We start from the raw sequence: 20888 nt of genomic DNA on the forward strand, positions 1-20888 counted from the left end.
CAAATCAGAACGGCCGCATGCGCTTGATGTCTCGCTGGGGCGGCTCGCCGAATAATCGACTGTATTCGCGACTGAATTGAGAAGGACTCTCGTACCCGACGAACCCGCCAGCGCTGCTTGCGTCAACGTTGTCATTAAGCATCAACTGCCGCGCTTCTTGCAGCCGCAACTGCTTCTGGAACTGAAGCGGGCTGGTTCCGGTGATCGAGCGGAAGTGCTGGCGGAATGTTGAAGGGCTCATGTGCGCCCGGGCAGCAAGTTCCTCCACTTCCATCGGTTCCTTGAAGTTCCGTTTGAGCCAAGCGACGGCCTTGGCGATCTGCTGGCTCGGGGATCCAGCGGCCACGAGGTCCTGGAGGTGTGCGCCGTGTGGCCCAGCCAGCAAGCGGACGACGATCTCCTGCTGGACCAACGGAGCCAATGAAGCTACGAGAGCCGGTTCCCCCAGCAGTTCCACCAGGCGCACCAGTGCATCGAGAAGCGCGGCGTCCGATGCTTCGACCGAGATGGATCGAAATGCTCGATCGCGCGGCCGCCGCGCAATCTCCACCTCAGACGCCGCCTGCGTGATCAGACGGGAGTCCAGCGTGAGAAACAGGCCGAGGAACGGCTCTCGTTGACTGGCCTTGGCGACGTGCGCAACTACGGGCGAGTCGATGGTGGTCAGCATGGATTGCCCAGGGGCGTAATTGATCACCTCGCTACCCAGCAATACCTGCTTGCTGCCTTGGACGATGACGCCCAGGCCGAGCCCGTAGACGCAATGTAGGGGAACGGTAGGGCTGCTGCGCCGATGCAAAGACAGCGCCGGGACGGCAGTCGGGTGATCGCCGTCAAATCGGGCAATCCGCTCGACCGCTCGCGCCAGCCGCGATACGGCCGGCGTGGATTGCCCGTCCTGCGAATTGCTCTTGTCCATGCATGCCTTCCCGCCATCAATCGATGCTTGGAGCCTACACCCGCCCAGGCCGCCAACGGCCGCTGGTGCGCAGAATTCGTCGTTTTGGGCAAGAACCGCGGCAGATCTGGCAAACGCCCGCCGACCACGAGGCCGACACTGGCGACGTCGAATCACAGCCAGGAATTGCACCCCATGAAGCACATCTCGATCGGCGGGCTCGAAGTGTCCCGAATCGGACTAGGCGCTATGTCGATGTCCGGCTACTACAACATCGGCGCCGGTAGCGACGCCGAATCCATCCGGACGATCCACCGCGCTCTCGACGTGGGTGTCACCCACCTTGATACCGCCGAGATCTATGGACCCTACGCCAACGAGGAACTGGTGGGTCGCGCGATCAAGGGTCGCCGCGACCAGGTGGTACTGGCAACGAAGTTCGGCATCGTCTCGCACGCCGGAGGCGGCCCTGGCGTACTCGACAGCAGCCCCGCCAACATCCGCACCGCGGTCGAAGGCTCGCTGAAGCGGCTCGGCACCGATCACATCGACCTTTACTACCAGCACCGTGTCGATCCGAACACGCCGATCGAGGACACCGTCGGCGCCCTGGCCCAACTGGTCATCGAGGGCAAGGTCCGCTTCCTGGGCTTGTCCGAGGCCGGTCCCGCGACGATCCGGCGCGCCCACTCGGTGCATCCGATCACCGCACTGCAGACCGAGTATTCGCTGTGGACGCGTGACCCCGAGGCGGAGTTGTTGCCACTGCTGCGGGAGTTGGGAATCGGCTTCGTGCCGTATTCGCCTTTGGGCCACGGCTTCCTGACCGGTGACATCCGGTCGCCCGAGCAGTTGTCCGACGACGACTGGCGCAAGACCAATCCGCGCTTCACGGGGGAGAACTTCCAGAAAAACCTTCGCATCGTGGACGAGGTGAAGGCGGTTGCTTCCGAGGCGGGGGCGACGCCGGCGCAGGTCGCGCTGGCGTGGTTGCTGGCGCATAGCAATGACATTGCCCCGATCCCCGGCACGAAGCGCGTGGCGCGCGTCGAAGAGAACAGCGCCGCCGATGGTATCGAGTTAAGCGTCGAGCAGATCGACCGGCTGAACCAACTAACGCCCGCCGCCGGCGAGCGACATGACGAAGGCAACATGGCCGTCATCGACCGATGACGGATGCAGGAGCCATCATCCGGAGGTGCGCCATGAGCACGAAGGAACTTGTCATTTCCCCGTTGACTACAGGCCCCGGGTCGCGCAGTCGACGCGACTTTCTTGCCAACGCATCGCTGGCGTTAGCGGCAATGGCGGTCGGCATCTCCTGTTCGAACTCGGAGCCTGCGCGGCCACAGTCGAGCGCCGCCGCCAAGCCGTCCCCGCACCAAGGAACAAGAGCAATGAAGAAGAGAAAACTTGGAGAGCTTGAGGTGTCCGCGCTCGGCCTGGGCTGCATGAGTATCAGCGCCAACTACGGCCCACCGGCGGATCGCACCCAGGGGATCGGTGTGATCCGTCGCGCCCACGACAAAGGCGTCACCTTCTTCGATACCGCCGAAGTGTACGGCCCCTATACCAGCGAAGACCTGGTCGGCGAAGCGCTGGCACCGATCCGCGACGACGTGGTGATCGCAACCAAGTTCGGGTTCGACCTCGAGGCCGGTGGCCTCAACAGCCGACCCGATCGCATCCGGAAGGTCGTCGAAGGCTCGCTCAAGCGCCTCAGGACCGATCGTATTGACCTCTACTACCAGCACCGGGTTGATCCGGCCGTGCCCATCGAAGATGTGGCCGGAACGATCAAGGACTTCATTGCCCAGGGCAAGGTCCTGCACTTCGGGCTTTCGGAGGCAAGCCCGAGCACGATCCGCCGCGCCCATGCCGTCCAGACCGTCTCCGCGATCCAGACCGAGTACTCGCTTATGGAACGATCGTCGGAGCACAACGACGTACTCGCCGTGTGCGAAGAACTGGGCATCGGCTTCGTGCCATGGGGCCCGCTGGGGATGGGCGTGCTCACCGGAAAGATCAGCCCCACCTCCCGATTCGATCCTGCGACGGACCTGCGTTCCGGGTTTGACCGCTTCTCGCCCGATAACCTGGCGGCCAATCAATCCATCGTCGCATGGCTTACGGACTTCGCCTCCAGCAAGAATGCGACGCCTGCGCAGGTTGCACTGGCGTGGCTGTTGGCCCAGAAACCTTGGATCGTGCCGATCCCGGGCACGCGTAACCCGGCCCACCTGGACGAGAACCTGCAGTCCCTTGGCGTCGAGCTGTCGCCGTCTGACTTGGCGCAGATCAAATCGGCATTGTCCAGATTCACGGTGCACGGTGGCCGCATGAACGCGGAACAGATGAAGGTCGTCGACGAGACGAAGTAGAGATCAAGCGCGGAGCCTGCTGGTCCCAGACTCACACGCTTGACGGCTGGAAATCGGGGGCGGCTTACCCGGCCAGGCCGCGCATCACTATCACTTCGCGCCGCGGCGGTGCGCCGAACAGTCGGCGGTATTCGCGGCTGAATTGCGACGGACTTTCATAGCCCACGCGATGGCTGGCGGTGGCGGCTTCCATGCCGTCGACCAACATGAGCCGGCGCGCTTCCTGTAGGCGCAGCTGTTTCTGGAACTGCAGCGGCGTCATAGTCGTGGCGGCTTTGAAGCGCTCGTGTAGCGATGAGGCACTCATGTGCGCGGCAGCAGCCAGATGCTCGATGCGTAGCGGTTCGGCGTAACGCTGCTTGATCAGCTCGATCGCACGCGCCACGCGCTGAGCGGGACCGTCGGCGTCGCACAGCTCGCGCAGGCGGTGGCCAAGTTCGCCGGTAAGCACGCGATAGTGGATCTCGCGCATCGCCAGTGGTGCCAGGACCGCCGCTTCCTCCGGCGTGTCGAGCAGGCGCGCCAGGCGAAGCACTGCATCCAGCAGCGGCTCACTCGTGCGCGCCAAGTACACCGCACGACTGTGGTTGACAGGCGACGTCCGGTCAACGGGCAACTGCAGCAACAGCTCGCCGACCATGGCCGGATCGATACCCACTCGAAGGCACAGGTATGGACGCTCCGGCGTGGCTTCCAGGATTTGCCCGCTGATCGGCAACGACATCGAGACGACGAGGTAGTGCAACGGGTCGTAGATGAAGACCTCGTCGCTCAGCATCGCGCGTTTGCGCCCCTGCACCACCACGCACACGCTGGGGTGGTAGACGCTGGGCAGGGGCTGGGACGGCTGGCTGGCCTGGATCAGCGACAGGCCCGGCACCACGCTGGGATGCAGGCCGTCGCCGGGGATGTTTCGGGCAACCCGATCGGCGAGCTCCGCCTGTTGGGCTTCAAGTCCATGGCCTGTGGCGAGCACGTTGAATGCGTTGTCGTTCATGGGCTTCCCGCGGTTTTTAGCCTGCGACGATTATGCGCCGCGAACGGCGTGCGCCGGGTCATCGCCGCGCTAGGACCGGAGGATCAGGCAAGGATTGGCGAGCAATGGGCTAGCGCCGTGGAGAGCTGCGGGCGGAGCATGTGTCCACCCCTCCCCACCCCCTCATCAGGAGACACCATGAGCATTCCATTCCCCCGCCGCACGCTCGGCCGCCAGGGCCTGAGCGTCTCCGCCATCGGCCTGGGCTGCATGGGCATGTCGGACTTCTACGGCCCCAGCGATGAGGCCGACAACCTGGCCGTGCTGGACCACGCCATCGACATCGGCGCGAACTTCCTGGACACCGCCGATATGTATGGGGTCGGCCGCAACGAAATTCTGCTGTCGAAGGTGCTGCGCACGCGCCGCAATGAGGTCGTGCTGGCGACGAAATTCGGCAATGTGCGTGCGCCTAACGGCGATTCCCTCGGCATCGACGGCCGCCCCGAGTATGTGGCCGCGGCCTGCGACGCCAGCCTGAAGCGACTGGGCGTGGACCACATCGACCTGTACTACCAGCATCGCGTCGATCCGAAGGTGCCCATCGAGGACACCGTCGGCGCGATGGCGCGCCTGGTCGAAGCCGGCAAGGTGCGGCACCTGGGCCTGTCCGAGGCCTCCGGCGCAACGGTGCGCCGCGCGGCAGCCGTGCATGCCATTGCGGCGCTGCAGAGCGAGTACTCGCTGTGGACGCGCGACATCGAAGACGATGCGCTGCACGCATGCCGCGAACTCGGCATCGGCTTCGTGGCCTACAGCCCGCTGGGGCGCGGCTTCCTCACCGGAGCGATCCACAACGCCAGTGAGCTGGCCGATAGCGACTGGCGCCGTCAGAACCCGCGCTTCCAGGACGGCAACATCGACCGCAACCAGGAACTAGTTCAGGCGGTAAGCGAACTGGCCGAGGGCCGCGAATGCACGCCAGCACAACTGGCGTTGGCGTGGCTGCTGCATCGCGGCGCGGACGTCGTGCCGATCCCCGGTACGCGTCGGGTTGCGCGCCTGGACGAGAACGCCGCGGCTGCATTCATCGACCTGTCCCTCGCCGAACAGCGTCGTCTGGACAATGTGCTGGCGAGTCACGAGGTCGCCGGTGCTCGCTATCCCGCTGCGGGAATGGCGACGGTCAACGCCTGATCCATCGACCGGCGCGCATGCGCCGGTCTTTCTTCCCTCCACGAACACTGCGGTGGATGTGTTGGCCGCAGCGAAGCGAAAGAACGCCGGAATGTGTCGCAACGATATTCTTTGAGATGGGAGCGCTATCGCGTCTTTGGTGACTTGCGCTCCGGTGCACGGTGCTGGAGCGTGGTCGCCTCAAGTATCCCGGGTATCGCGGAAACGAGCGCGTCGATGGCTACACGCGTCTTCAATGGTAAATAGCGTGACTGTGGCCAGACCGCATGAACCTCGGTCGAGGGCACGCGTTCGCTATCCATCACCAGCTCGAGCTCGCCGGTGCGCACGTAGCGAGCCAACAGCCAGCAAGGCAGCCGGGCGAGCCCCGCGCCCGCAATGGCAGCATCTGCGATCGCTTGCAGATCGTCGAAGCGTAGACGGCCATCGATACGAAGTTCCCTAACCCGACCTTCGCCATCACGGACGCGCCAAGTAACGTCATCGCCGGAGCGTGCGTATACGACGCAATCGTGGCCGACCAACTCATCGGCATTAGTCGGCCTCCCGTGCTGATCCAGATACGACGGAGCCGCGCAGATTGCCCCGGATAGGGGCCCCAGTCGGCGTGCTGCGAGGATGCCGCTGTCGGGCAGTGCGCCAATGCGGATCGCGAGGTCGAAGCCTTCTTCCACCAGATCCACCACTCGATCGTTGAACGACATCTCAACGCTCAATCGAGGATGCTCGATCGTCAACGCCATCAGGACCGGCGCGATGCAGTGGCGGCCGAGCAGTACTGGCGCGCTTACCCGCAAACGTCCGGTAGGCTCACGGCGGCCGGAGTCCAGCGCGGCATCGGCGGCATCGAGTTCTGCCAGCGCTCGTACACAGCGTTCGTAATAAGCCTGACCGTCATCCGTCAGTCTCTGCTGGCGCGTGGTGCGATGAAACAGGCGAACGCCCAGTCGCTGCTCGAGCTTCGCGATGCTCTTGCTAACAGCAGAGCGTGTTACTCGCATTCGCTCGGCAGCCAGCGCAAAGCTGCCGACTTCCGCAGCCTGCACGAAGGTGGCGATCCCGCTCAGGCGGTCGTGTTGTTCCATTGGTGCCTTTGCGGATACACAGAGAATCTAAACATCCACCACCGGGGAGGTCACGGCACCCATATCCTATCCCCTCCAGCATCGAAGCGCACCGAACCGGCGGCGCTTCACACGCAGCAACATTGGAGAGTCATCGATGTTCGTGGGTCACTACAGCGTCAGCCTCGTAGCGAAGGCCTATGCGAAGGACGCGCCACTGGGACTGCTATTTCTCGCGGTGCAGTGGCTGGACATTCTGTTCTTCCCCTTTGCCATCGTGGGGATAGAGCAGCTAAGGATCGTTCCCCATTTCACTCAGTCAACGCATTTCGAGCTGCCGTTCATGCCGTACACGCACAGCTTGGTAGCGGCGCTATCTTGGGCCGCCGTGTCCTATGTCGCCGCAGCGCTCTGGTCCAGGCGGCGTGTCACGAAGCCGCATTGGGTGGCAACTGCGGTCGCCATCGCAGTCTTCTCGCACTGGGCTCTCGACCTGATCGTCCACACGCCGGATCTGCCGATCCTTGGCGATAGTTCAACCAAGCTCGGACTGGGGTTGTGGCGCAGTGCAATTGCGACTGCCGCGCTCGAACTTTTTCTGACACTCGTCGGCCTATTTTTGTATCTGCGTTCAACGCGGGCAACTTCCCCGATGGGCAAATGGGCGATGCCCTGCTTTGTCGGCCTGCTGCTGATCATCGGCGTCGTCAATATTTTCGGGCCACCCTTGGGCAATAGCGTCACCTCACTCGCTGCTGTCGCTCTAGGGTCGTATTTCGGCTTCGCTGCAGTTGCCGTCTGGTTGGAGCGCTATCGCATTTCGACCCGCTCGCACGGGGTGCATACCGGCAGGGCACCTAAAAATTCATTCAAGCCGAAGCCGCTTCGCGGCTCGGCTTAAATCAGGCGTTAGGCATCACATCACTCACAAGGAAGATTATTCGTGTCAAACCTCCCCAAGATCGGTGCATTGTTTGAGGCTTATGCCAGCAACAACGTCGCAGCGGTGAGTGACGTCATGGCTGACGACATCATTTGGCGCATTCCCGGCCATCATCCTCTTGCCGGGGAAAAGCACGGCATCACAGAGGTACTGGCCTTCTTTGACCAGCTAGGCAAGGCAGGGTTCCAAGCGCAACCCTTTGCCATCGCAGAGCATGGTGACTACGTCATAGACCACCATCGTGGATGGAGCACTTCCGGCAAGGGGCTAGATCTGACTTGGTGTCTCGTTTTCCGGTTTGAGCAAGGAAAGATCAAAGAGGTGACCAACTTCTGCTCCGACCAGCATAGGGCGGATCTGTTTTTTCATGAGATATACAAGCTAAGGCCTATCCCCGAGCGTTTGGCCGGGTGATGCCTAACAATTCATTCAAGCCGAAGGCGCTTTCGCTCGGCTTAATTCAGGCGTTAGGCGCCAAGGGAAAGTTCTTGGACATTCGCGTTGACAACCTGGAAAGCCCCGAGGTGCTAGCGCTGCTCCGTGAGCATCTCGACTCTATGGCGCCCACCGCCCCGGCGGAGAGTCGTCATGCTCTAGACCTGAGCGGCCTACGCGGTTCTGATATCACCTTTTGGAGCATCTGGGATGGTCCAGTGGTGGCTGGATTCGGCGCGCTCAAGCATTTGACTGAGTCGCACGCCGAGGTCAAATCCATGCGTACTGCCGCTTCCTATCTACGGCAAGGTGTGGCCTCAAAGATGTTGCAGCACATTATTAAAGAGGCAGCCGTGCGCGGCTATTCGAGACTGAGTTTGGAGACGGGTTCAATGGAGTTCTTTGAGGCCGCACGGCGCCTGTACACATCATTTGGGTTCGTTCCATGCCCCCCGTTTGGCAGCTACAAGACAGATCCCAATAGTGTGTTCATGACTAGGCAACTCAACGAGTTGGCGCCTAACAATTCATTCATGCCTAAGCCGTTTCGCGGTCCAGCTTAATCCAGGCGCCGATCGGTGGCTCGACAGTGCAATGACAGTTAAAGGGAAAGGCTGTGTTGAAGTTGGGAGCATGAAACGCTCCGACTTTGATTGTTGCGCAAGGCGCCTGATTGGCGATGGCGGAATAGCGGCGGAGATTGTCGTCGTCGCGACTGGTCCGCCTGACCGGTTATTCCGATACTACTGATGGCTTCCACAACGGAGCCGATTTTGCAGCCCGTGTGCGCAAGGACCGTCGTATCTTCCACAAATTGAACACGAGGGATCCCCCGCATGCCTCGCGGCACCACCACGTTCCGCATTACCCAACTGATCACCCACCTGCACCAGATTGCCGACCAAGCCGAAGTGGTGGCCCAGCAAGACCCCGAAGACTGCTGGTACTGCAACGGTTTTTCCTTACCCGAGCACCTCGCCATTCACGACGACCGCTCCTGCCACGTTTGCGGCGGCCACGGCAAGGAACGCCAACCGCACTGGATGAAGTACCAATAACCATGTGGGTTTCTACAAGCTCACCGTTGCAGAGCCTTGGGATCGCTGGAATGGGCCGCGTCGCGGTTCCCTAATGCGGCAGTCCCCTTGCCGTCCCCATGTCCGCTATCGGCCAGAAGCGGACATCGGCGACCTCGCAAAAGCCCCCTCTGGAATAAGCAACCAGCGGCAAAAAACGCTTGCGCCGCGCACCAGAATGCAATATGATGCACGTCATATGAAACGACCCGCTCCCCGTTCTAAGGAAGCCACGCACGACCGCATCGTGGACGCTGCCGCACGCGCAATCCGGCGCAGCGGCTACAACGGCACGGGTGTCGCCGACATCATGAAGGCCGCCGGTCTGACGCATGGCGGCTTCTATGCCCATTTCCCGTCGCGCGAGGCCATGCTCGCCGAGGCTGCTGACCGGGCCGGCAGTGAAGCCGTGGCGATGATGGAGCGAATCGCTTCCAGCTTGCCGCCACAGCAGGCGCTCCCGGCCATGATGCGGGCGTATCTCTCGGACGAGCACCTCGAAGCGATCGAGACCGGCTGTGCAACGGCCGCGCTGGGCTCGGAGATGCCCCGCCAGGCGCCTGAGGTCAGGCGCGCCGCGACGCGCCGCATCAAGGAAATGATCGACTTCGTCGCCCGCCAGTCTCCCGACTGGGGACAGCCGAGCGCACACGAACACGCCCTTTTCAGCGTCGCGACAATGGTCGGCGCCCTCATCCTCGCGCGTGCCGTCGACGACCCCAAACTTTCCGATGGGCTGCGCGAGGCAGCGCTGAAGCATCTCGCCCCCACCCAGGACTGACCGCCCGGAATCCACGTCTGTACGTTGTCTTTGAATATGATGCGCGTCATATAAGAGCACGATTTCCCCTCTGACTGAAGGCACTCCCATGAACATCAAAGGATCCGTCGCCCTCGTAACAGGTGCTTCATCAGGTATCGGCGAAGCCACCGCGCAGCGACTCGCAATGGCGGGCTATAAGGTCTACGGGACCAGCAGACGCAGAGCCCAGGCCGGCCAGCGATCGTTCGAGATGCTGGCCCTCGATGTGACCAGCGACGAATCCGTCGATGCCGTGGTCAGGGAACTGATGCGGTTGGAAGGCCGCATCGATCTGCTAGTGAACAACGCCGGCTTCGGTGTTGCGCCAGCCGGTGCGGAAGAGAGTTCGATCGAGCAGGCCAAGGCGATCTTCGAAACCAACTTCTTCGGGCTGATCCGCATGACTCGTGCCGTCGTGCCTCATATGCGACGCAGGGGAAACGGTCGCATCATCAACATCGGCTCGGTGCTTGGTTTCCTTCCGATGCCCTACGGAGCTCTCTATGCCGCAACCAAGCATGCGGTTGAAGGCTATTCGGAGTCGCTCGATCACGAGTTGCGCACAAGAGGTATCCGGGTCTCGGTGATCGAGCCGGCCTACACGAAGACGCAGTTCGAGACGAACTTTCTGGCCCCCGATTCGAAGCTCGATGAGTATCGCGACGTTCGCGCGCTCCTGGACAAAGTGCTCAAGCGGGTAATGGCAACTGCTGATGAGCCGGCCGTCGTGGCCGGCGTCGTGCTGCAAGCGGCTATCGCTGTCCAGCCAAAACTCCGGTACACGGCCGGCGGGCTCGCGAATCGCCTGCGATTGCTTCGCAGATTTGCGCCGACTCGATTGGTGGACGCTGGCATCCGAAAGGATCTGCGACTCGATACGTTGCCGGCGTTTGGATCTCGTACACCGGCTCTTGAAAGAGTGCCAGTCGTTCATTCAGAGAAGTAGGAGAGCAAGATGAAAGCACTCACATTCAAGCGCTATGGCAAGTCGCCCGAGATCGGGATTGCCGAGGTGCCTCGCCCGGTGCTAAAGCCCGACGAATTGTTGGTTCAGGTCCACGCTGCTGGCCTGAATCCGATCGACAACATGATTCCGACGGGGGCTTTCAAACCCGTCCTGCGGTTCCAACTGCCGGCCACGCTGGGCAGCGATCTGGCCGGTGTGGTGACTGAGGTCGGCAACCGCGTAACCCGCTTCAAGCCAGGCGACGCCGTCTTCGCCAGCATCTTCGATCTCGGCATGGGTTCGATCGCCGAATTCGCGGTAGTGCCGGAGCGCGCTGCCGCGCTGAAGCCGTCCAATCTGGACTTCGTGCAGGCAGCTTCGATCCCGATGGTCGGTCTCACCTCTTGGCAGGCGCTGAGGGAGCGCGCCAATCTTGTGGCCGGCCAGAAGGTGTTCATCCCTGCAGGGTCCGGCGGCATCGGCACGTTCGCGATCCAGTTGGCAAAACACCTTGGTGCCAAGGTGGGAACTACCACCAGCACGGGCAACATCGAACTGGTTCGCGGCCTTGGCGCAGATGAGGTGGTCGACTACAAAAAGGAAGCATTCGAGAAAGTGCTGCGCGGCTACGACGCGGTGCTTGGCACGGTCAGGGGTGACGCGGTCGAGAAATCCATCGACATCCTCAAGCCGGGGAGCGCGATTGTCTCTCTCATCGGACCGCTGGATGCGGCGTTCGCTCGCGCTCGACGGCTGAACTTCTTCCTGACGTTCGTGTTCGGGTTGATGAGCCGCAAGATCAGGCGCCTTGCGAGGAAGCGGGACGTCACCTACTCATTTCTCTTCGTGCGTCCCGATGGCGATCAACTCGCCGAAATCGGCGAACTCCTCAAGGCGGAGCGCGTCCGGCCAGTGATCGACAAGGTGTTTCCGTTCGAGCAAGCAAAGGATGCACTTGCATACCTTGCCCAAGGACGCTCCAAAGGCAAAGTCGTCATCGACCTGAGAGTGGGCGAGAACGCACACTCCAGCTCCGCCTGAACGGTGCGAGCCCCCCGGCCGCCCTTCACTCCTGCGATACGATGAAAGACCGATCGTACTTGTCGCCATTGGCGGCCACATCCTGTCGGGCGGTAAGGTCCTCCTTGATTAGGTACGTGACGCATGTCCGCTTTGGGTCGGGAGCGGACATCGGATGGTCACCGTCGACAAGCTCATCAGCCTCGGGTGCAACCGGGCACGCTGGCACCGACGCACGCAGCTCAGCGATGTCAGCCCTTCAGTAGCGTGCTACGCCAGTTCTTGCCGTCCTCTGCCATTGTCCGCGCTTGCAGCACATCTTCGTTGGGGGTTGCGGTCGCGCGAAGCTCAAAGCGGTTGCGGAACGGCTCCGAGCTCAGTCGACCTGCACACTCCACTCTGCAGGCGAGTTCAGCTCCCGCTGCATGCTCGACTCATCATCGTCATCGGCGTTCCAGATGTAATGCGGTGCTTGGGAAGGAGCGCGTCCCGATGCTGCGCGGCACTTTTCTATGAACGTCGGTTCGAGAGCGTCCTTGATCTGGCGCGCTTGCTCGTAGACGGCCAGGGGTCGTGTGCCTTCGGGGATGTCCCATCCCTTCGGACCAGGACGCACGATGATGTTGGATGTGCAGTGCGGATTACGGGTGTCGCCGGCCTGCGGCATCATCCCCATCCAGAAGAGGATGCGCAGCGGCCGACTCACGCCGCCTGCTGCCTGGCCGGCATCGATGCGCCTCGTCGGCTGCGTGGCGACCTGAGTCGCAACGGGCGGCGAATCCTGCGCTGGGGCGTCTTCGGTTCCGCTTCTTGTCATCGTGCTCGGCCGCGGCATGGCGACCGGGCTGGCCGCCAGCAGTCGAGCCTCTTCGCGTTGCTGGTCCTCGTAATTGGAGTGTGCGACATCAGCCAACCCCTGCAGGCTGCCGCTGAGGATGGCGTTGAACATGGTGGCGCGTTCCTGACGACGCGCCATCGCCTTGCGCTCCGCTTCGGCGCGACGTACTTCCTCGGCCTTCGCCAGCTCCGCATTCCAGGTCGACGTCGCCTGCGCCGCGAGGGCTTCCGCCTGTGCTTCGCTCATCAGCTGCCAGCCCATCTGGCTGAAGGCCTGCTCCGTCACCGGCGCGAATTCGGGCCGTGAGCCGTCCTGCGTGACGGCATCGAGCCTCAGGAGCCGGTCCGCGGATGAGTTGAGGGCATACCCAGATCGGGCTGCGTTTTTTCTGCCAAGTGAGTACCAGTCCGTCGCGAAGGAGTAGGCATTCAACGGACGCAGCGTCGTCTTGCGCACGCCGAAGGGCGACGTGATCTCAACGGCCAGCTCGCCGCGCACCTTCCCTGGTCGAATGATCCATCGCTCGGTCATGCCGAAGGTGTTGCGATCGAGCTGCATCGCGGTGCCGCCGTTGATCCACTTGAACCGGTCGACCACATGCAGCGTGCCGATGCTCGTGGGCTCCGTACTCTTTCCCCAACTGCTGTCGGCGAGAAACGCAAGAACGCCCCATACCGCTACGCGCTCCGGCGTCAGCGGGATCTCGGCTGTCCGTGCGTCGGTCGGCGCCGGCGCCGGCGCAGCTTGTGCTGTCGCCTGCGCCGCCGAAGCGGCGAAGGCGGCAGTGAGGGCACCGAGGAGTGCGAGCGGAAGCGAGATAAGCGCGATTCTCACGGCTTCACCGAGTTAAAGGGCAGTGGCGCCATCATGCCCTGCCGCTTGATCTCCGGGCAATGCGCGACTTGGCGAGAGTGGTTGCGTGTGCCAATCGGGCTGATCACCGATACCGATCCCAACTGACCAACTTGCCGCGGTCGAATCATGTCCGCTTTCGGCCAAAAGCGGACGTTCAAAAAAACGCCGTCGCTTGTCAGGTCCGGGGCAGATGCAATTTGAAAGTCGTCGTGCCCTCCGCCGATTCCGCGCGAATGGTGCCGGCATGGCCTGCGCGATCTGACTCACGATGAGGTTCTTTCTACAGGTAAGCCGCGAGGTCTGAACAGGCGAGCAGTGTGCGAAAGCTACGGGGGCGACACTACATTCACGCCCACGTCTCCAGCATCACACGACCGCCCTTTTCCGGAGTGTCTCGTCATGGCCGTGCGTAAGAATCCCCACAAGACTTCCCCGGCCAGCAGGACAAAGACCAAGACCTCGACCAAACCCGCCAGCGCCGCGCCGGAAACCCGCGGCAATGCCAATGAACTGCACCAGCTCGTTGGCGGCGAGCACGAGACCCTGACCACCAACCAGGGCATCCTGGTCTCGGACAATCAGAACTCGCTGCGCGCCACGCCGCGCGGGCCAACGCTGCTGGAGGACTTCGTCCTCCGCGAGAAGATCACTCACTTCGATCACGAGCGCATCCCCGAGCGCGTCGTCCATGCGCGAGGTTCCGCCGCGCATGGCTACTTCGAGTTGACGAAGTCGCTTGCGAAGTTCACCACTGCGAAGATCTTCACCGAAGTCGGCGAGCGCACGCCAGTGTTCACGCGCTTCTCCACCGTCGCGGGTGGCCCCGGCTCGGTCGATACCCCGCGCGACGTGCGCGGCTTCGCGGTGAAGTTCTACACCCAGGAAGGCAATTTCGACCTTGTCGGCAACAACATCCCGGTGTTCTTCATCCAGGATGCGATCAAGTTTCCCGACGTCGTGCACTCGGTGAAGATGGAACCCGACCGCGGCTTCCCTCAGGCGGCCTCCGCGCACGACACCTTCTGGGATTTCATCTCGCTTACGCCCGAAGCGCTGCACATGATCATGTGGACGATGAGCGACCGCACCATCCCGCGCTCGCTGCGCATGATCGAAGGCTTCGGCGTTCACAGCTTTCGACTGCTTGATGCCAAGGGCCGCTCGACCTTCTGCAAGTTCCACTGGCGCCCGCGCCTGGGACTGCAGTCCACCTGCTGGGACGAGGCGGTGAAGCTGCAGGGCGCCGACAACGATTTCCATCGCCGCGATCTGTTCGAGGCGATCCAGGCCGGCAACTTCCCCGAGTGGGATCTGGGCGTGCAACTGTTCACCGAGGGGGACGCCGAGGCCTTCCCGTTCGACCACCTCGACTCGACCAAGCTCATCCCCGAGGAAACGGTACCGCTGACGATGATCGGGCGCATGGTGCTCGACCGTTGGCCCGACAACTTCTTTGCCGAGACCGAGCAGGTCGCGTATTGCCCCGCCAACATCGTGCCCGGCATCGACTTCAGCAACGATCCGCTGCTGCAGGGCCGCCTGTTCTCCTACCTCGATACCCAGCTGCTGCGCTTGGGCGGGCCCAACTTCCACCAGCTACCGATCAACGCCCCCAAGTGCCCCTTCGCCAACCAGCAGCGCGATGGCCACATGCAGATGCAGACCCCGCGCGGTCGCGTGAACTATGAGCCGAGCACGCTTGACCCGACTTCCGCGCGTGCCACGCCCAGTGGTTTCCGCAGCTTCGCTGAGCCGGCCGACGACGGCGCCAAGGGTCGCATCCGCTTCGAAGCCTTCGCCGACCACTACAGCCAGGCGCGGCTGTTCTTCCGCAGCCAGACCGAGATCGAGCAGGCGCACATGGCGTTCGCGCTGGTGTTCGAACTGTCGAAGGTCGAGACGCCGCACGTGCGCGATGCGATGGTCGGCCACCTGCGCAATGTCGACCCGGACCTGGCACGCCGCGTCGCCGAAGGCCTGGGCATGGACAAGCTGCCGCCCGCACCCAAGCCCGCCGTGCCGGTGATCGACATGCCGCCGTCCCCCGCGCTGCAGATCATCGGCAAGATGAAGAAGACGCTACAGGGCCGCGTGATCGGAATCCTCGTCGACGACGGCTCTGATGCGAATTCCGTGGCAGCCCTCCGCCAGGCCGCCGATGACGCCGGCGCCGCGGTCAAGATCGTCGCGCCGAAGATCGGTGGGGCGCTGCTATCCAGTCGCAAGAAGCTACCGGCCGACGGCCAACTCGCTGGCACCCCGTCAGTCGTATTCGACGCGGTGGCACTAGTGTTGTCGAAGGACGCCGGTCAGCGCCTGAGCCAGGAAGCGGCGGCAGTGGATTTCGTGCGCGACGCCTATGGCCACCTCAAGGCGATTGCGTTCGACGCCGGGGCGGGTGCGGTGCTGGATGCGGGCGGCATTGATGTCGATGCCGGCGTGATCTCCGCTTCCGACCCCCAGCGCTTCATCAAAGCGGCCATGACGCGTCAGTGGCAGCGCGAGCCCATGGTACGCACATTGCCGTAAGCGTCTTACGCGGGGCGTCCGCGGATGCCTACAGCTAAAGTTGCCCCCTTTTGAGGTGGCGGGTAGCCCGATCCAATAGGGGGGCTGAACGGTCTGGACCTGCCCCCCACCTAGGGTTGCCGCGAGATACCGAAAGCGTAGATTTTTGTTCCGCTGGCACCCGGGAGGCCGCTATGCCTTCGAGCGAGCAGGAACTCATGGTCGCTGTCCTGCAGATCGTCCGCGACGAGTGCGGCACTCCACGGTCATGGGAAGCGCTTGAACCCGATCTGGCGGCTGCGTGGGAGCGACTACGCAGCGCCAATTGTCCGCACTGGGACGAGGTGCGCGAGAGGGTGCGCGAAGCCTGTCGCGACAACGTGACCTGATCCAGAGGATTAAATCTCCGTGCGCTGAACCCCGGCACAGGCAAGGCGGCGTCTGCGCCGGGGTTTTGACGCACCGGAAGCACTCCCGGCGGCGCGAATCTAGCGCGTGGCGAGTGCGCCTTATGTGAAGCCGGTTGCCCGTCTGAAGCGGTTTCGCAGCGCGGCTTTAGTCCAGAGGCAGCTCTGGATTCGATGAGACCACTCGCATCACTGGCGCGTACCTAAGCACCAGCATGCCCACCTTCTGTTCCGCGGACGCTTTCGCGTCATCTCCCAGTAGAGCCGCCGTTTCTACGATCATGTTGGCTCGGCCCGCCAGAACCCGAAGGAACTTCGGAGCCTCTGGATACTTCTCCAGCAGACTCGGAATCTTGTTAGCGAGCTCGTCGATTTGGATATCGACTTGAATACTCATCATGGGACAGCCTTTTAGAAGGTCCCCGGGGCGGTAGTTTGTGACCAAGCCGGTCGGCCACTCGACGGCCCCATCGTGCCGCCGGCCAAGACGCGAAGCTGACCTGCGCTGTCCCTGACCCGGACCCCGGATGCAATGCCATGCCTGCAATAGTTGTCCTCCGCAGCGCACACGGCAGCCCGCATGGCCTCGTCCTTACTGTCGTAGATACGGGGAAGCCGTTGGCTATCCATGAGGATGGCCCATTTCTTAGCTTTGAATGGCACGACGTCGTACCAGAACATATCGCCTCCCGCGCTACGCGTGTAGCCCGATTTTAATGCCTCATCAGTAAAGGACTTGACCCTGGCAGCCGTCCGTTCAGGGCGCATGGTCGCTCAGCTCGCAAGCGCTCACCCGCGCCCATCACAGGGCGGTGGCCCAGCTCGCTCGGTACCAACGTCTTTGCGTGTCTTAGGAGGACATCCCTACACTCGCCCGACAAGACCCTAAGCGGCCCCCACCCATTGGCGAACGTGCCCCGGCCGGGGCATCCTCGGTCTTAGTGGAATACCTTGACCTTGACCCAGTGGTCGCCGTCCCTCAGTTGAACGCCGGTCGGTTGGCCATGGTTGGTGTAGCTGCCTCGGGCCGCCCTTAGCGCCGCCAGCATTGCGTCGTCCTCAGAGCTGTAGACGAGGGGCCGGCTCTGACCGTCGAAGACGACGTTCCACTGCTTTGCGGTAAGTGACATTACGTAATACCAGAACATTGGCGCCTCCAGGACTAGCGAGCTACCACCGTTGCTCCGACCTTCCACAAAGCCCCGCTTTCGCGGGGCTGTTATGTCGTTAGGGATCAGAGCTCTTCGTCGCGGCTTCCGCTCGGCCTGCGCTCACTCTGGTTGCCTGGGCTGCTCTTATTCTGGCGTTGGGATTGGTCATCGTTCTTGCGGCCAGCTTGGCGCTGTTCCTGCTCGCGTCCCATTCCCTTTTGGCTCTCGTTGCTCTTGTCGCGATTCTGATTGTTGCCGGTATTGGTAGGCATCGATCTTATTCCTCTATTACCCGTACCCGACGATATGTCGGTGCATAAACAATGCCGCGTATGTCGTAAGGAGTTAGTTATTCATCGCTATTCATTGAATGGTACGAGTTAACGATTCAGCTAGATGGATTCGCCGGCATCTGTATACGCGACCTGCACTCACTGCATGAGAGTCTTAAAGAACTCACCGGTAAGCGAGGTCCATCATGGCACGCGACATCCTGCAAACCCTCAAGGCCGAACACGACACGCTGCGCGGGCTGTTTGACGAATTGAAAGACACCACGGATCGCGGAGTGAAGACGCGCGAAGGCTTGCTGGAGAAGATCGAAGCCAATCTGATCCCGCACGCGAAGTGGGAGGAGAAGGTGTTCTATCCCGCATTCAAGGAACGCGCCGATCGTGACGGTCTGCAGACCCATGCCGAGGCGTTGGCCGAACATCATGCCGTCGAGACTTCGGTCATTCCTGAAGTCCATGCAGCCGACCCTGGCACGCCTGAATTCGCGGGCCGCACGAAAGTTTTCGGCGAGTTCATTGACCATCACGCCAAGGAAGAAGAGAAGACGATGTTCAAGATGGCGCGAGAACTCTTCTCGTCAGAGGAACGGGCGCAGTTGGACGAAGACTACGAGACCTGGAAACAGTCGGACACCGCGGCCAATCTAGTCGCCGCCGAAAAGGCCAAGGCCGGGGTCAAGGGAGTAGTCAGATCGCTGACAGGCACGAGGTGATCCGCACGTCCGTCACGCTAGTCGGCCTGCCATTCATCCCGCATTTGCATGTAGGGGATGCGCGATGCGGAGCGACCGCTGCATTTGGTTGACGCGGCCTTGCCGTGACCGATGGGACCATCGTCGCCCCGAACGCGCGGCGTTCTTCGCGCGAAGGAGTCCTCATGGCACGCGCACCTTCCTCCCAGTCATCCGGCGCAACCTCCCGCGGCAACGGCAAGCTGCCCCACGCCGACGCGATCCGCGCCACCGTGCAGCGGCAACAGGCGATCCAGGCCCGCGTCGACCGCCGCGATGCGCGCGAAGGCGTGGAAACAAAACCGAAAAAGAAGCAGCCTGTGCAGGCCGGCGTCGCCGAGCAGCCCGAGAACCCGATGCCCGCACAGCACCTGCGCAAGCCCGGCAACGAGCACGCGTTGAAGGAAGCGCCACGCTTCCTCGCGTCCGCGTACCGCGGCAGCGGCAAGCTCGAAGGCATGGCTGCGCTGGTTACCGGCGGTGACTCCGGCATCGGCCGCGCGGTGGCGGTACTGTTCGCGCGCGAAGGCGCCGACGTCGCCATCGCCTACCTCAGTGAGCACATCGATGCGCAGGCGACCAAGGCGCACGTGGAAGCCGAGGGCCGCCAGTGCGTGCTGCTCGCGGGCGACGTGCGAGACCCGCGTTACTGCGAGGAAGCGGTGGCAAAGACCTTGGAGGCGTTCGGACGGCTGGACGTGCTGGTCAACAACGCCGCGTTCCAGCAGCATAGCGCCCGGCTAGAGGACATTACCGACGCGCATTTGCAGGAGACTCTGCAGACCAACATCGCCGGCTACATTCAGATGGCGCGCGCCGCCGTGCCGCACATGCAAAAAGGAGCCGCGATCATCAACACCGGCTCGGAGACCGGGATTTTTGGCAGCAAGCACCTGCTCGATTACTCCGCGACCAAAGGCGCGATCCACGCTTTCACCAAGGCGCTGGCCAGCAATCTGCTAGAGCGCGGCATCCGCGTGAACTGCGTCGCCCCCGGCCCGGTATGGACACCGTTCAATCCCGCTGATGCGCCCGCGGAGAAAGTCGCGAAGTTCGGCGAGGACAGCGACATGGGCCGCCCGGCCCAGCCCGAGGAGATCTCGCCGGCGTTCGTGTTCCTGGCCTCGCCCGTGTGCTCTTCCTATGTCAGCGGCGTGATCCTGCCGGTGATGGGTGGGCCGCACGGCTGAAATGGACTTGCATTGTCTGCAGGGGGCGGACCACAAAGCTCATCGATGGAGATGGCGCGTGCCAATTTCAACGAGATGCCTGGAGAACGCAGATGGGAAGGCCACATGGTTACAGCCATTTGAACCATCGACTTACCGCCAGACTCGCCAGTCCCAGGGTCGCCATGCCACCGACCGCGATCCAGAACCCGGTATCGCGAGCCTTGAAAAACGACGCATCGAAATTCATGCCCAGAGTACCGGCGATGGTGGCGAGCAGGCCGATGACCACGGTCGCAAAGGTGAGGATCTTCATAGTGCGATTGACGTCGAGCGCGGTCTGGTTGCTGAACAACTCGAAGCTGCCAATCACCAGGTCGCGCGCGTTCTCGACCATGTCCATGGCCCGCTCGTAGCGGGTATCGAGTGCGCCGAAATTGCGCTCCGCCTCACGGCTTTCGTCCGGGCGAAAGTCTGGGCGGGACAGCGCGCCGAAGACTCTGCGATGCGGCGCGAGCATCCGCCGCAGGCGCGAGGCAGCCTTGCGCAGCCGTTGCAGCTCGGTGAGCGATTGCCTGGCCTTCTCGGTCAGGATCTGCACTTCCAGGCGCTCCACGCCGATCTCGAAATCCGATACGGCATCGAAGTAAGTCGACAGCTGCCAGTCGAGAAGCGATGCGACGAAGCTGTCGGTACTCATCTGCCCGATGCTTGAATGCCGGTCCTCGCGCCCGCGCAGGGTTTCAATGAACTCGATTTCCTGCTGGTGGATGCTCACGACGACGTGCCCGTTGGCAATGATGGACAATACCGTGCCCTTGATGTCATCGATCCGGGAGTCGACTACCGCGACCACGCGCAGCCAGAACCACTCCGCTTCCTTCTGCACTTCGGGCGACGTGCCCGCATCGAGGAACTCGCGCGCTGCCTCGGGCAGCCCGCACCCGTCCCAGGTCTGTTCGAGCATCGCCTGGTCGGGATTGACCAGGTCAACCCATAGCAACTGGTCATCGCTGGGTGCGACACGCGCGAGTTCCGCACAGGCCACTTCGCTGTCCGGCGCATCCGCGACGAAGAGTCGCGCTTGGCAGCGGGTTGTCGCGCGCTGGGGATTCGAATTGGGCATTGCTTCCGTGTACGACCGGTGCCGTCTGGCGAACGTGAAGGTTGGCCGGGATGCCATCGCTTTTCGCTAGCG

The 20888-nt window shown here is 62.5% G+C and carries 21 protein-coding genes; 14 read left to right on the plus strand and 7 right to left on the minus strand.

Annotation, left to right across the window (positions count from 1 at the left end):
- Nucleotides 1-4 precede the first annotated feature (4 nt).
- The gene (locus tag ACYVGE_RS04190) at nucleotides 5-919 is read right to left on the minus strand and encodes an AraC family transcriptional regulator (RefSeq protein ID WP_460727368.1); all 915 of its coding nucleotides are present in this window, start codon (nucleotides 917-919) and stop codon (nucleotides 5-7) included.
- A 174-nt stretch (nucleotides 920-1093) separates the two neighbouring features.
- Here ACYVGE_RS04190 and ACYVGE_RS04195 point away from each other — a divergent pair, with 174 nt between their 5' ends.
- Both ACYVGE_RS04195 and ACYVGE_RS04200 read left to right on the plus strand, forming a co-directional pair.
- Nucleotides 1094-2071 carry an aldo/keto reductase gene (locus ACYVGE_RS04195; protein ID WP_460727370.1) on the plus strand — a complete coding sequence of 326 codons (978 nt, stop codon included), beginning with the start codon at nucleotides 1094-1096 and terminating at the stop codon, nucleotides 2069-2071.
- Nucleotides 2072-2103: 32 nt separating this feature from the next.
- Nucleotides 2104-3279 carry an aldo/keto reductase gene (locus tag ACYVGE_RS04200; RefSeq protein WP_460727372.1) on the plus strand — a complete coding sequence of 392 codons (1176 nt, stop codon included), beginning with the start codon at nucleotides 2104-2106 and terminating at the stop codon, nucleotides 3277-3279.
- A gap of 64 nt (nucleotides 3280-3343) precedes the next feature.
- Here ACYVGE_RS04200 and ACYVGE_RS04205 read toward each other — a convergent pair whose 3' ends face one another.
- Nucleotides 3344-4276 carry an AraC family transcriptional regulator gene (locus tag ACYVGE_RS04205; RefSeq protein WP_460727374.1) on the minus strand — a complete coding sequence of 311 codons (933 nt, stop codon included), beginning with the start codon at nucleotides 4274-4276 and terminating at the stop codon, nucleotides 3344-3346.
- Between the two features lie 177 nt (nucleotides 4277-4453).
- Here ACYVGE_RS04205 and ACYVGE_RS04210 point away from each other — a divergent pair, with 177 nt between their 5' ends.
- Nucleotides 4454-5452 carry an aldo/keto reductase gene (locus tag ACYVGE_RS04210; protein WP_460727376.1) on the plus strand — a complete coding sequence of 333 codons (999 nt, stop codon included), beginning with the start codon at nucleotides 4454-4456 and terminating at the stop codon, nucleotides 5450-5452.
- 125 nt (nucleotides 5453-5577) lie between these two features.
- Here ACYVGE_RS04210 and ACYVGE_RS04215 read toward each other — a convergent pair whose 3' ends face one another.
- Nucleotides 5578-6537 carry a LysR family transcriptional regulator gene (locus ACYVGE_RS04215; RefSeq protein ID WP_460727378.1) on the minus strand — a complete coding sequence of 320 codons (960 nt, stop codon included), beginning with the start codon at nucleotides 6535-6537 and terminating at the stop codon, nucleotides 5578-5580.
- A 136-nt stretch (nucleotides 6538-6673) separates the two neighbouring features.
- Between ACYVGE_RS04215 and ACYVGE_RS04220 the strand changes: the two genes are divergently transcribed.
- From ACYVGE_RS04220 to ACYVGE_RS04250, 7 genes are all read left to right on the plus strand, one after another.
- Nucleotides 6674-7417: a hypothetical protein gene (locus tag ACYVGE_RS04220; RefSeq protein ID WP_460727380.1), complete on the plus strand. Its 744-nt coding sequence runs from the start codon at nucleotides 6674-6676 to the stop codon at nucleotides 7415-7417.
- Between the two features lie 42 nt (nucleotides 7418-7459).
- On the plus strand, nucleotides 7460-7873 hold the full coding sequence (locus tag ACYVGE_RS04225) for a nuclear transport factor 2 family protein (RefSeq protein ID WP_460727382.1): 414 nt from the start codon (nucleotides 7460-7462) through the stop codon (nucleotides 7871-7873).
- Complete coding sequence (locus ACYVGE_RS04230; RefSeq protein ID WP_460727384.1) at nucleotides 7873-8457, plus strand: GNAT family N-acetyltransferase; 585 nt, start codon at nucleotides 7873-7875, stop codon at nucleotides 8455-8457. Before ACYVGE_RS04225 ends, ACYVGE_RS04230 begins: the two co-directional genes overlap by 1 nt.
- Before the next feature lie 273 nt (nucleotides 8458-8730).
- Entirely contained in the window at nucleotides 8731-8952 is a 222-nt protein-coding gene (locus ACYVGE_RS04235) for a hypothetical protein (RefSeq protein WP_460727386.1), read from the plus strand.
- A gap of 265 nt (nucleotides 8953-9217) precedes the next feature.
- Entirely contained in the window at nucleotides 9218-9751 is a 534-nt protein-coding gene (locus ACYVGE_RS04240; RefSeq protein ID WP_460727388.1) for a TetR/AcrR family transcriptional regulator, read from the plus strand.
- Nucleotides 9752-9839: 88 nt separating this feature from the next.
- On the plus strand, nucleotides 9840-10718 hold the full coding sequence (locus ACYVGE_RS04245) for an oxidoreductase (RefSeq protein ID WP_460727390.1): 879 nt from the start codon (nucleotides 9840-9842) through the stop codon (nucleotides 10716-10718).
- 9 nt (nucleotides 10719-10727) lie between these two features.
- Complete coding sequence (locus ACYVGE_RS04250) at nucleotides 10728-11759, plus strand: NADP-dependent oxidoreductase (protein ID WP_460727392.1); 1032 nt, start codon at nucleotides 10728-10730, stop codon at nucleotides 11757-11759.
- 355 nt (nucleotides 11760-12114) lie between these two features.
- Here ACYVGE_RS04250 and ACYVGE_RS04255 read toward each other — a convergent pair whose 3' ends face one another.
- Nucleotides 12115-13410 carry a hypothetical protein gene (locus tag ACYVGE_RS04255; RefSeq protein WP_460727394.1) on the minus strand — a complete coding sequence of 432 codons (1296 nt, stop codon included), beginning with the start codon at nucleotides 13408-13410 and terminating at the stop codon, nucleotides 12115-12117.
- Nucleotides 13411-13830: 420 nt separating this feature from the next.
- On the opposite strand from ACYVGE_RS04255, the gene ACYVGE_RS04260 reads away from it, so the two are divergent.
- Complete coding sequence (locus tag ACYVGE_RS04260) at nucleotides 13831-15960, plus strand: catalase (RefSeq protein ID WP_460727396.1); 2130 nt, start codon at nucleotides 13831-13833, stop codon at nucleotides 15958-15960.
- 173 nt (nucleotides 15961-16133) lie between these two features.
- A complete protein-coding gene (locus ACYVGE_RS04265) occupies nucleotides 16134-16328 on the plus strand; it encodes a hypothetical protein (RefSeq protein ID WP_460727398.1) in 195 nt (64 codons plus the stop codon).
- Nucleotides 16329-17284: 956 nt separating this feature from the next.
- Here the strand turns inward: ACYVGE_RS04265 and ACYVGE_RS04270 are convergent.
- Nucleotides 17285-17494 (minus strand): hypothetical protein, encoded by a 210-nt coding sequence (locus ACYVGE_RS04270; protein WP_460727400.1) that lies wholly within the window; start codon nucleotides 17492-17494, stop codon nucleotides 17285-17287.
- An 86-nt stretch (nucleotides 17495-17580) separates the two neighbouring features.
- Complete coding sequence (locus ACYVGE_RS04275) at nucleotides 17581-17769, minus strand: hypothetical protein (protein WP_460727402.1); 189 nt, start codon at nucleotides 17767-17769, stop codon at nucleotides 17581-17583.
- 206 nt (nucleotides 17770-17975) lie between these two features.
- Between ACYVGE_RS04275 and ACYVGE_RS04280 the strand changes: the two genes are divergently transcribed.
- Both ACYVGE_RS04280 and ACYVGE_RS04285 read left to right on the plus strand, forming a co-directional pair.
- Nucleotides 17976-18503: a hemerythrin domain-containing protein gene (locus tag ACYVGE_RS04280; RefSeq protein ID WP_460727404.1), complete on the plus strand. Its 528-nt coding sequence runs from the start codon at nucleotides 17976-17978 to the stop codon at nucleotides 18501-18503.
- Nucleotides 18504-18667: 164 nt separating this feature from the next.
- Nucleotides 18668-19711 carry an SDR family oxidoreductase gene (locus ACYVGE_RS04285; protein ID WP_460727406.1) on the plus strand — a complete coding sequence of 348 codons (1044 nt, stop codon included), beginning with the start codon at nucleotides 18668-18670 and terminating at the stop codon, nucleotides 19709-19711.
- 109 nt (nucleotides 19712-19820) lie between these two features.
- Here the strand turns inward: ACYVGE_RS04285 and ACYVGE_RS04290 are convergent, their stop codons facing one another.
- A complete protein-coding gene (locus ACYVGE_RS04290; protein WP_460727408.1) occupies nucleotides 19821-20816 on the minus strand; it encodes a magnesium transporter CorA family protein in 996 nt (331 codons plus the stop codon).
- Nucleotides 20817-20888 lie beyond the last annotated feature (72 nt).

The organism is Lysobacter rhizosphaerae (genome assembly GCF_054779795.1).

What these genes read in the sequence shown, in the direction of transcription:
- ACYVGE_RS04200 (WP_460727372.1), top strand. Translation starts at nt 2,104, where the DNA reads ATGAGCACGAAGGAACTTGTCATTTCCCCGTTGACTACAGGCCCCGGG.
- ACYVGE_RS04210 (WP_460727376.1), top strand. Translation starts at nt 4,454, where the DNA reads ATGAGCATTCCATTCCCCCGCCGCACGCTCGGCCGCCAGGGCCTGAGC.
- ACYVGE_RS04280 (WP_460727404.1), top strand. Translation starts at nt 17,976, where the DNA reads ATGGCACGCGACATCCTGCAAACCCTCAAGGCCGAACACGACACGCTG.
- ACYVGE_RS04235 (WP_460727386.1), top strand. Translation starts at nt 8,731, where the DNA reads ATGCCTCGCGGCACCACCACGTTCCGCATTACCCAACTGATCACCCAC.
- ACYVGE_RS04230 (WP_460727384.1), top strand. Translation starts at nt 7,873, where the DNA reads ATGCCTAACAATTCATTCAAGCCGAAGGCGCTTTCGCTCGGCTTAATT.
- ACYVGE_RS04285 (WP_460727406.1), top strand. Translation starts at nt 18,668, where the DNA reads ATGGCACGCGCACCTTCCTCCCAGTCATCCGGCGCAACCTCCCGCGGC.
- ACYVGE_RS04190 (WP_460727368.1), bottom strand. Translation starts at nt 919, where the DNA reads ATGGACAAGAGCAATTCGCAGGACGGGCAATCCACGCCGGCCGTATCG.
- ACYVGE_RS04250 (WP_460727392.1), top strand. Translation starts at nt 10,728, where the DNA reads ATGAAAGCACTCACATTCAAGCGCTATGGCAAGTCGCCCGAGATCGGG.
- ACYVGE_RS04275 (WP_460727402.1), bottom strand. Translation starts at nt 17,769, where the DNA reads ATGCCTACCAATACCGGCAACAATCAGAATCGCGACAAGAGCAACGAG.
- ACYVGE_RS04215 (WP_460727378.1), bottom strand. Translation starts at nt 6,537, where the DNA reads ATGGAACAACACGACCGCCTGAGCGGGATCGCCACCTTCGTGCAGGCT.
- ACYVGE_RS04195 (WP_460727370.1), top strand. Translation starts at nt 1,094, where the DNA reads ATGAAGCACATCTCGATCGGCGGGCTCGAAGTGTCCCGAATCGGACTA.
- ACYVGE_RS04245 (WP_460727390.1), top strand. Translation starts at nt 9,840, where the DNA reads ATGAACATCAAAGGATCCGTCGCCCTCGTAACAGGTGCTTCATCAGGT.
- ACYVGE_RS04205 (WP_460727374.1), bottom strand. Translation starts at nt 4,276, where the DNA reads ATGAACGACAACGCATTCAACGTGCTCGCCACAGGCCATGGACTTGAA.
- ACYVGE_RS04270 (WP_460727400.1), bottom strand. Translation starts at nt 17,494, where the DNA reads ATGTTCTGGTATTACGTAATGTCACTTACCGCAAAGCAGTGGAACGTC.
- ACYVGE_RS04290 (WP_460727408.1), bottom strand. Translation starts at nt 20,816, where the DNA reads ATGCCCAATTCGAATCCCCAGCGCGCGACAACCCGCTGCCAAGCGCGA.
- ACYVGE_RS04220 (WP_460727380.1), top strand. Translation starts at nt 6,674, where the DNA reads ATGTTCGTGGGTCACTACAGCGTCAGCCTCGTAGCGAAGGCCTATGCG.
- ACYVGE_RS04265 (WP_460727398.1), top strand. Translation starts at nt 16,134, where the DNA reads ATGCCTTCGAGCGAGCAGGAACTCATGGTCGCTGTCCTGCAGATCGTC.
- ACYVGE_RS04260 (WP_460727396.1), top strand. Translation starts at nt 13,831, where the DNA reads ATGGCCGTGCGTAAGAATCCCCACAAGACTTCCCCGGCCAGCAGGACA.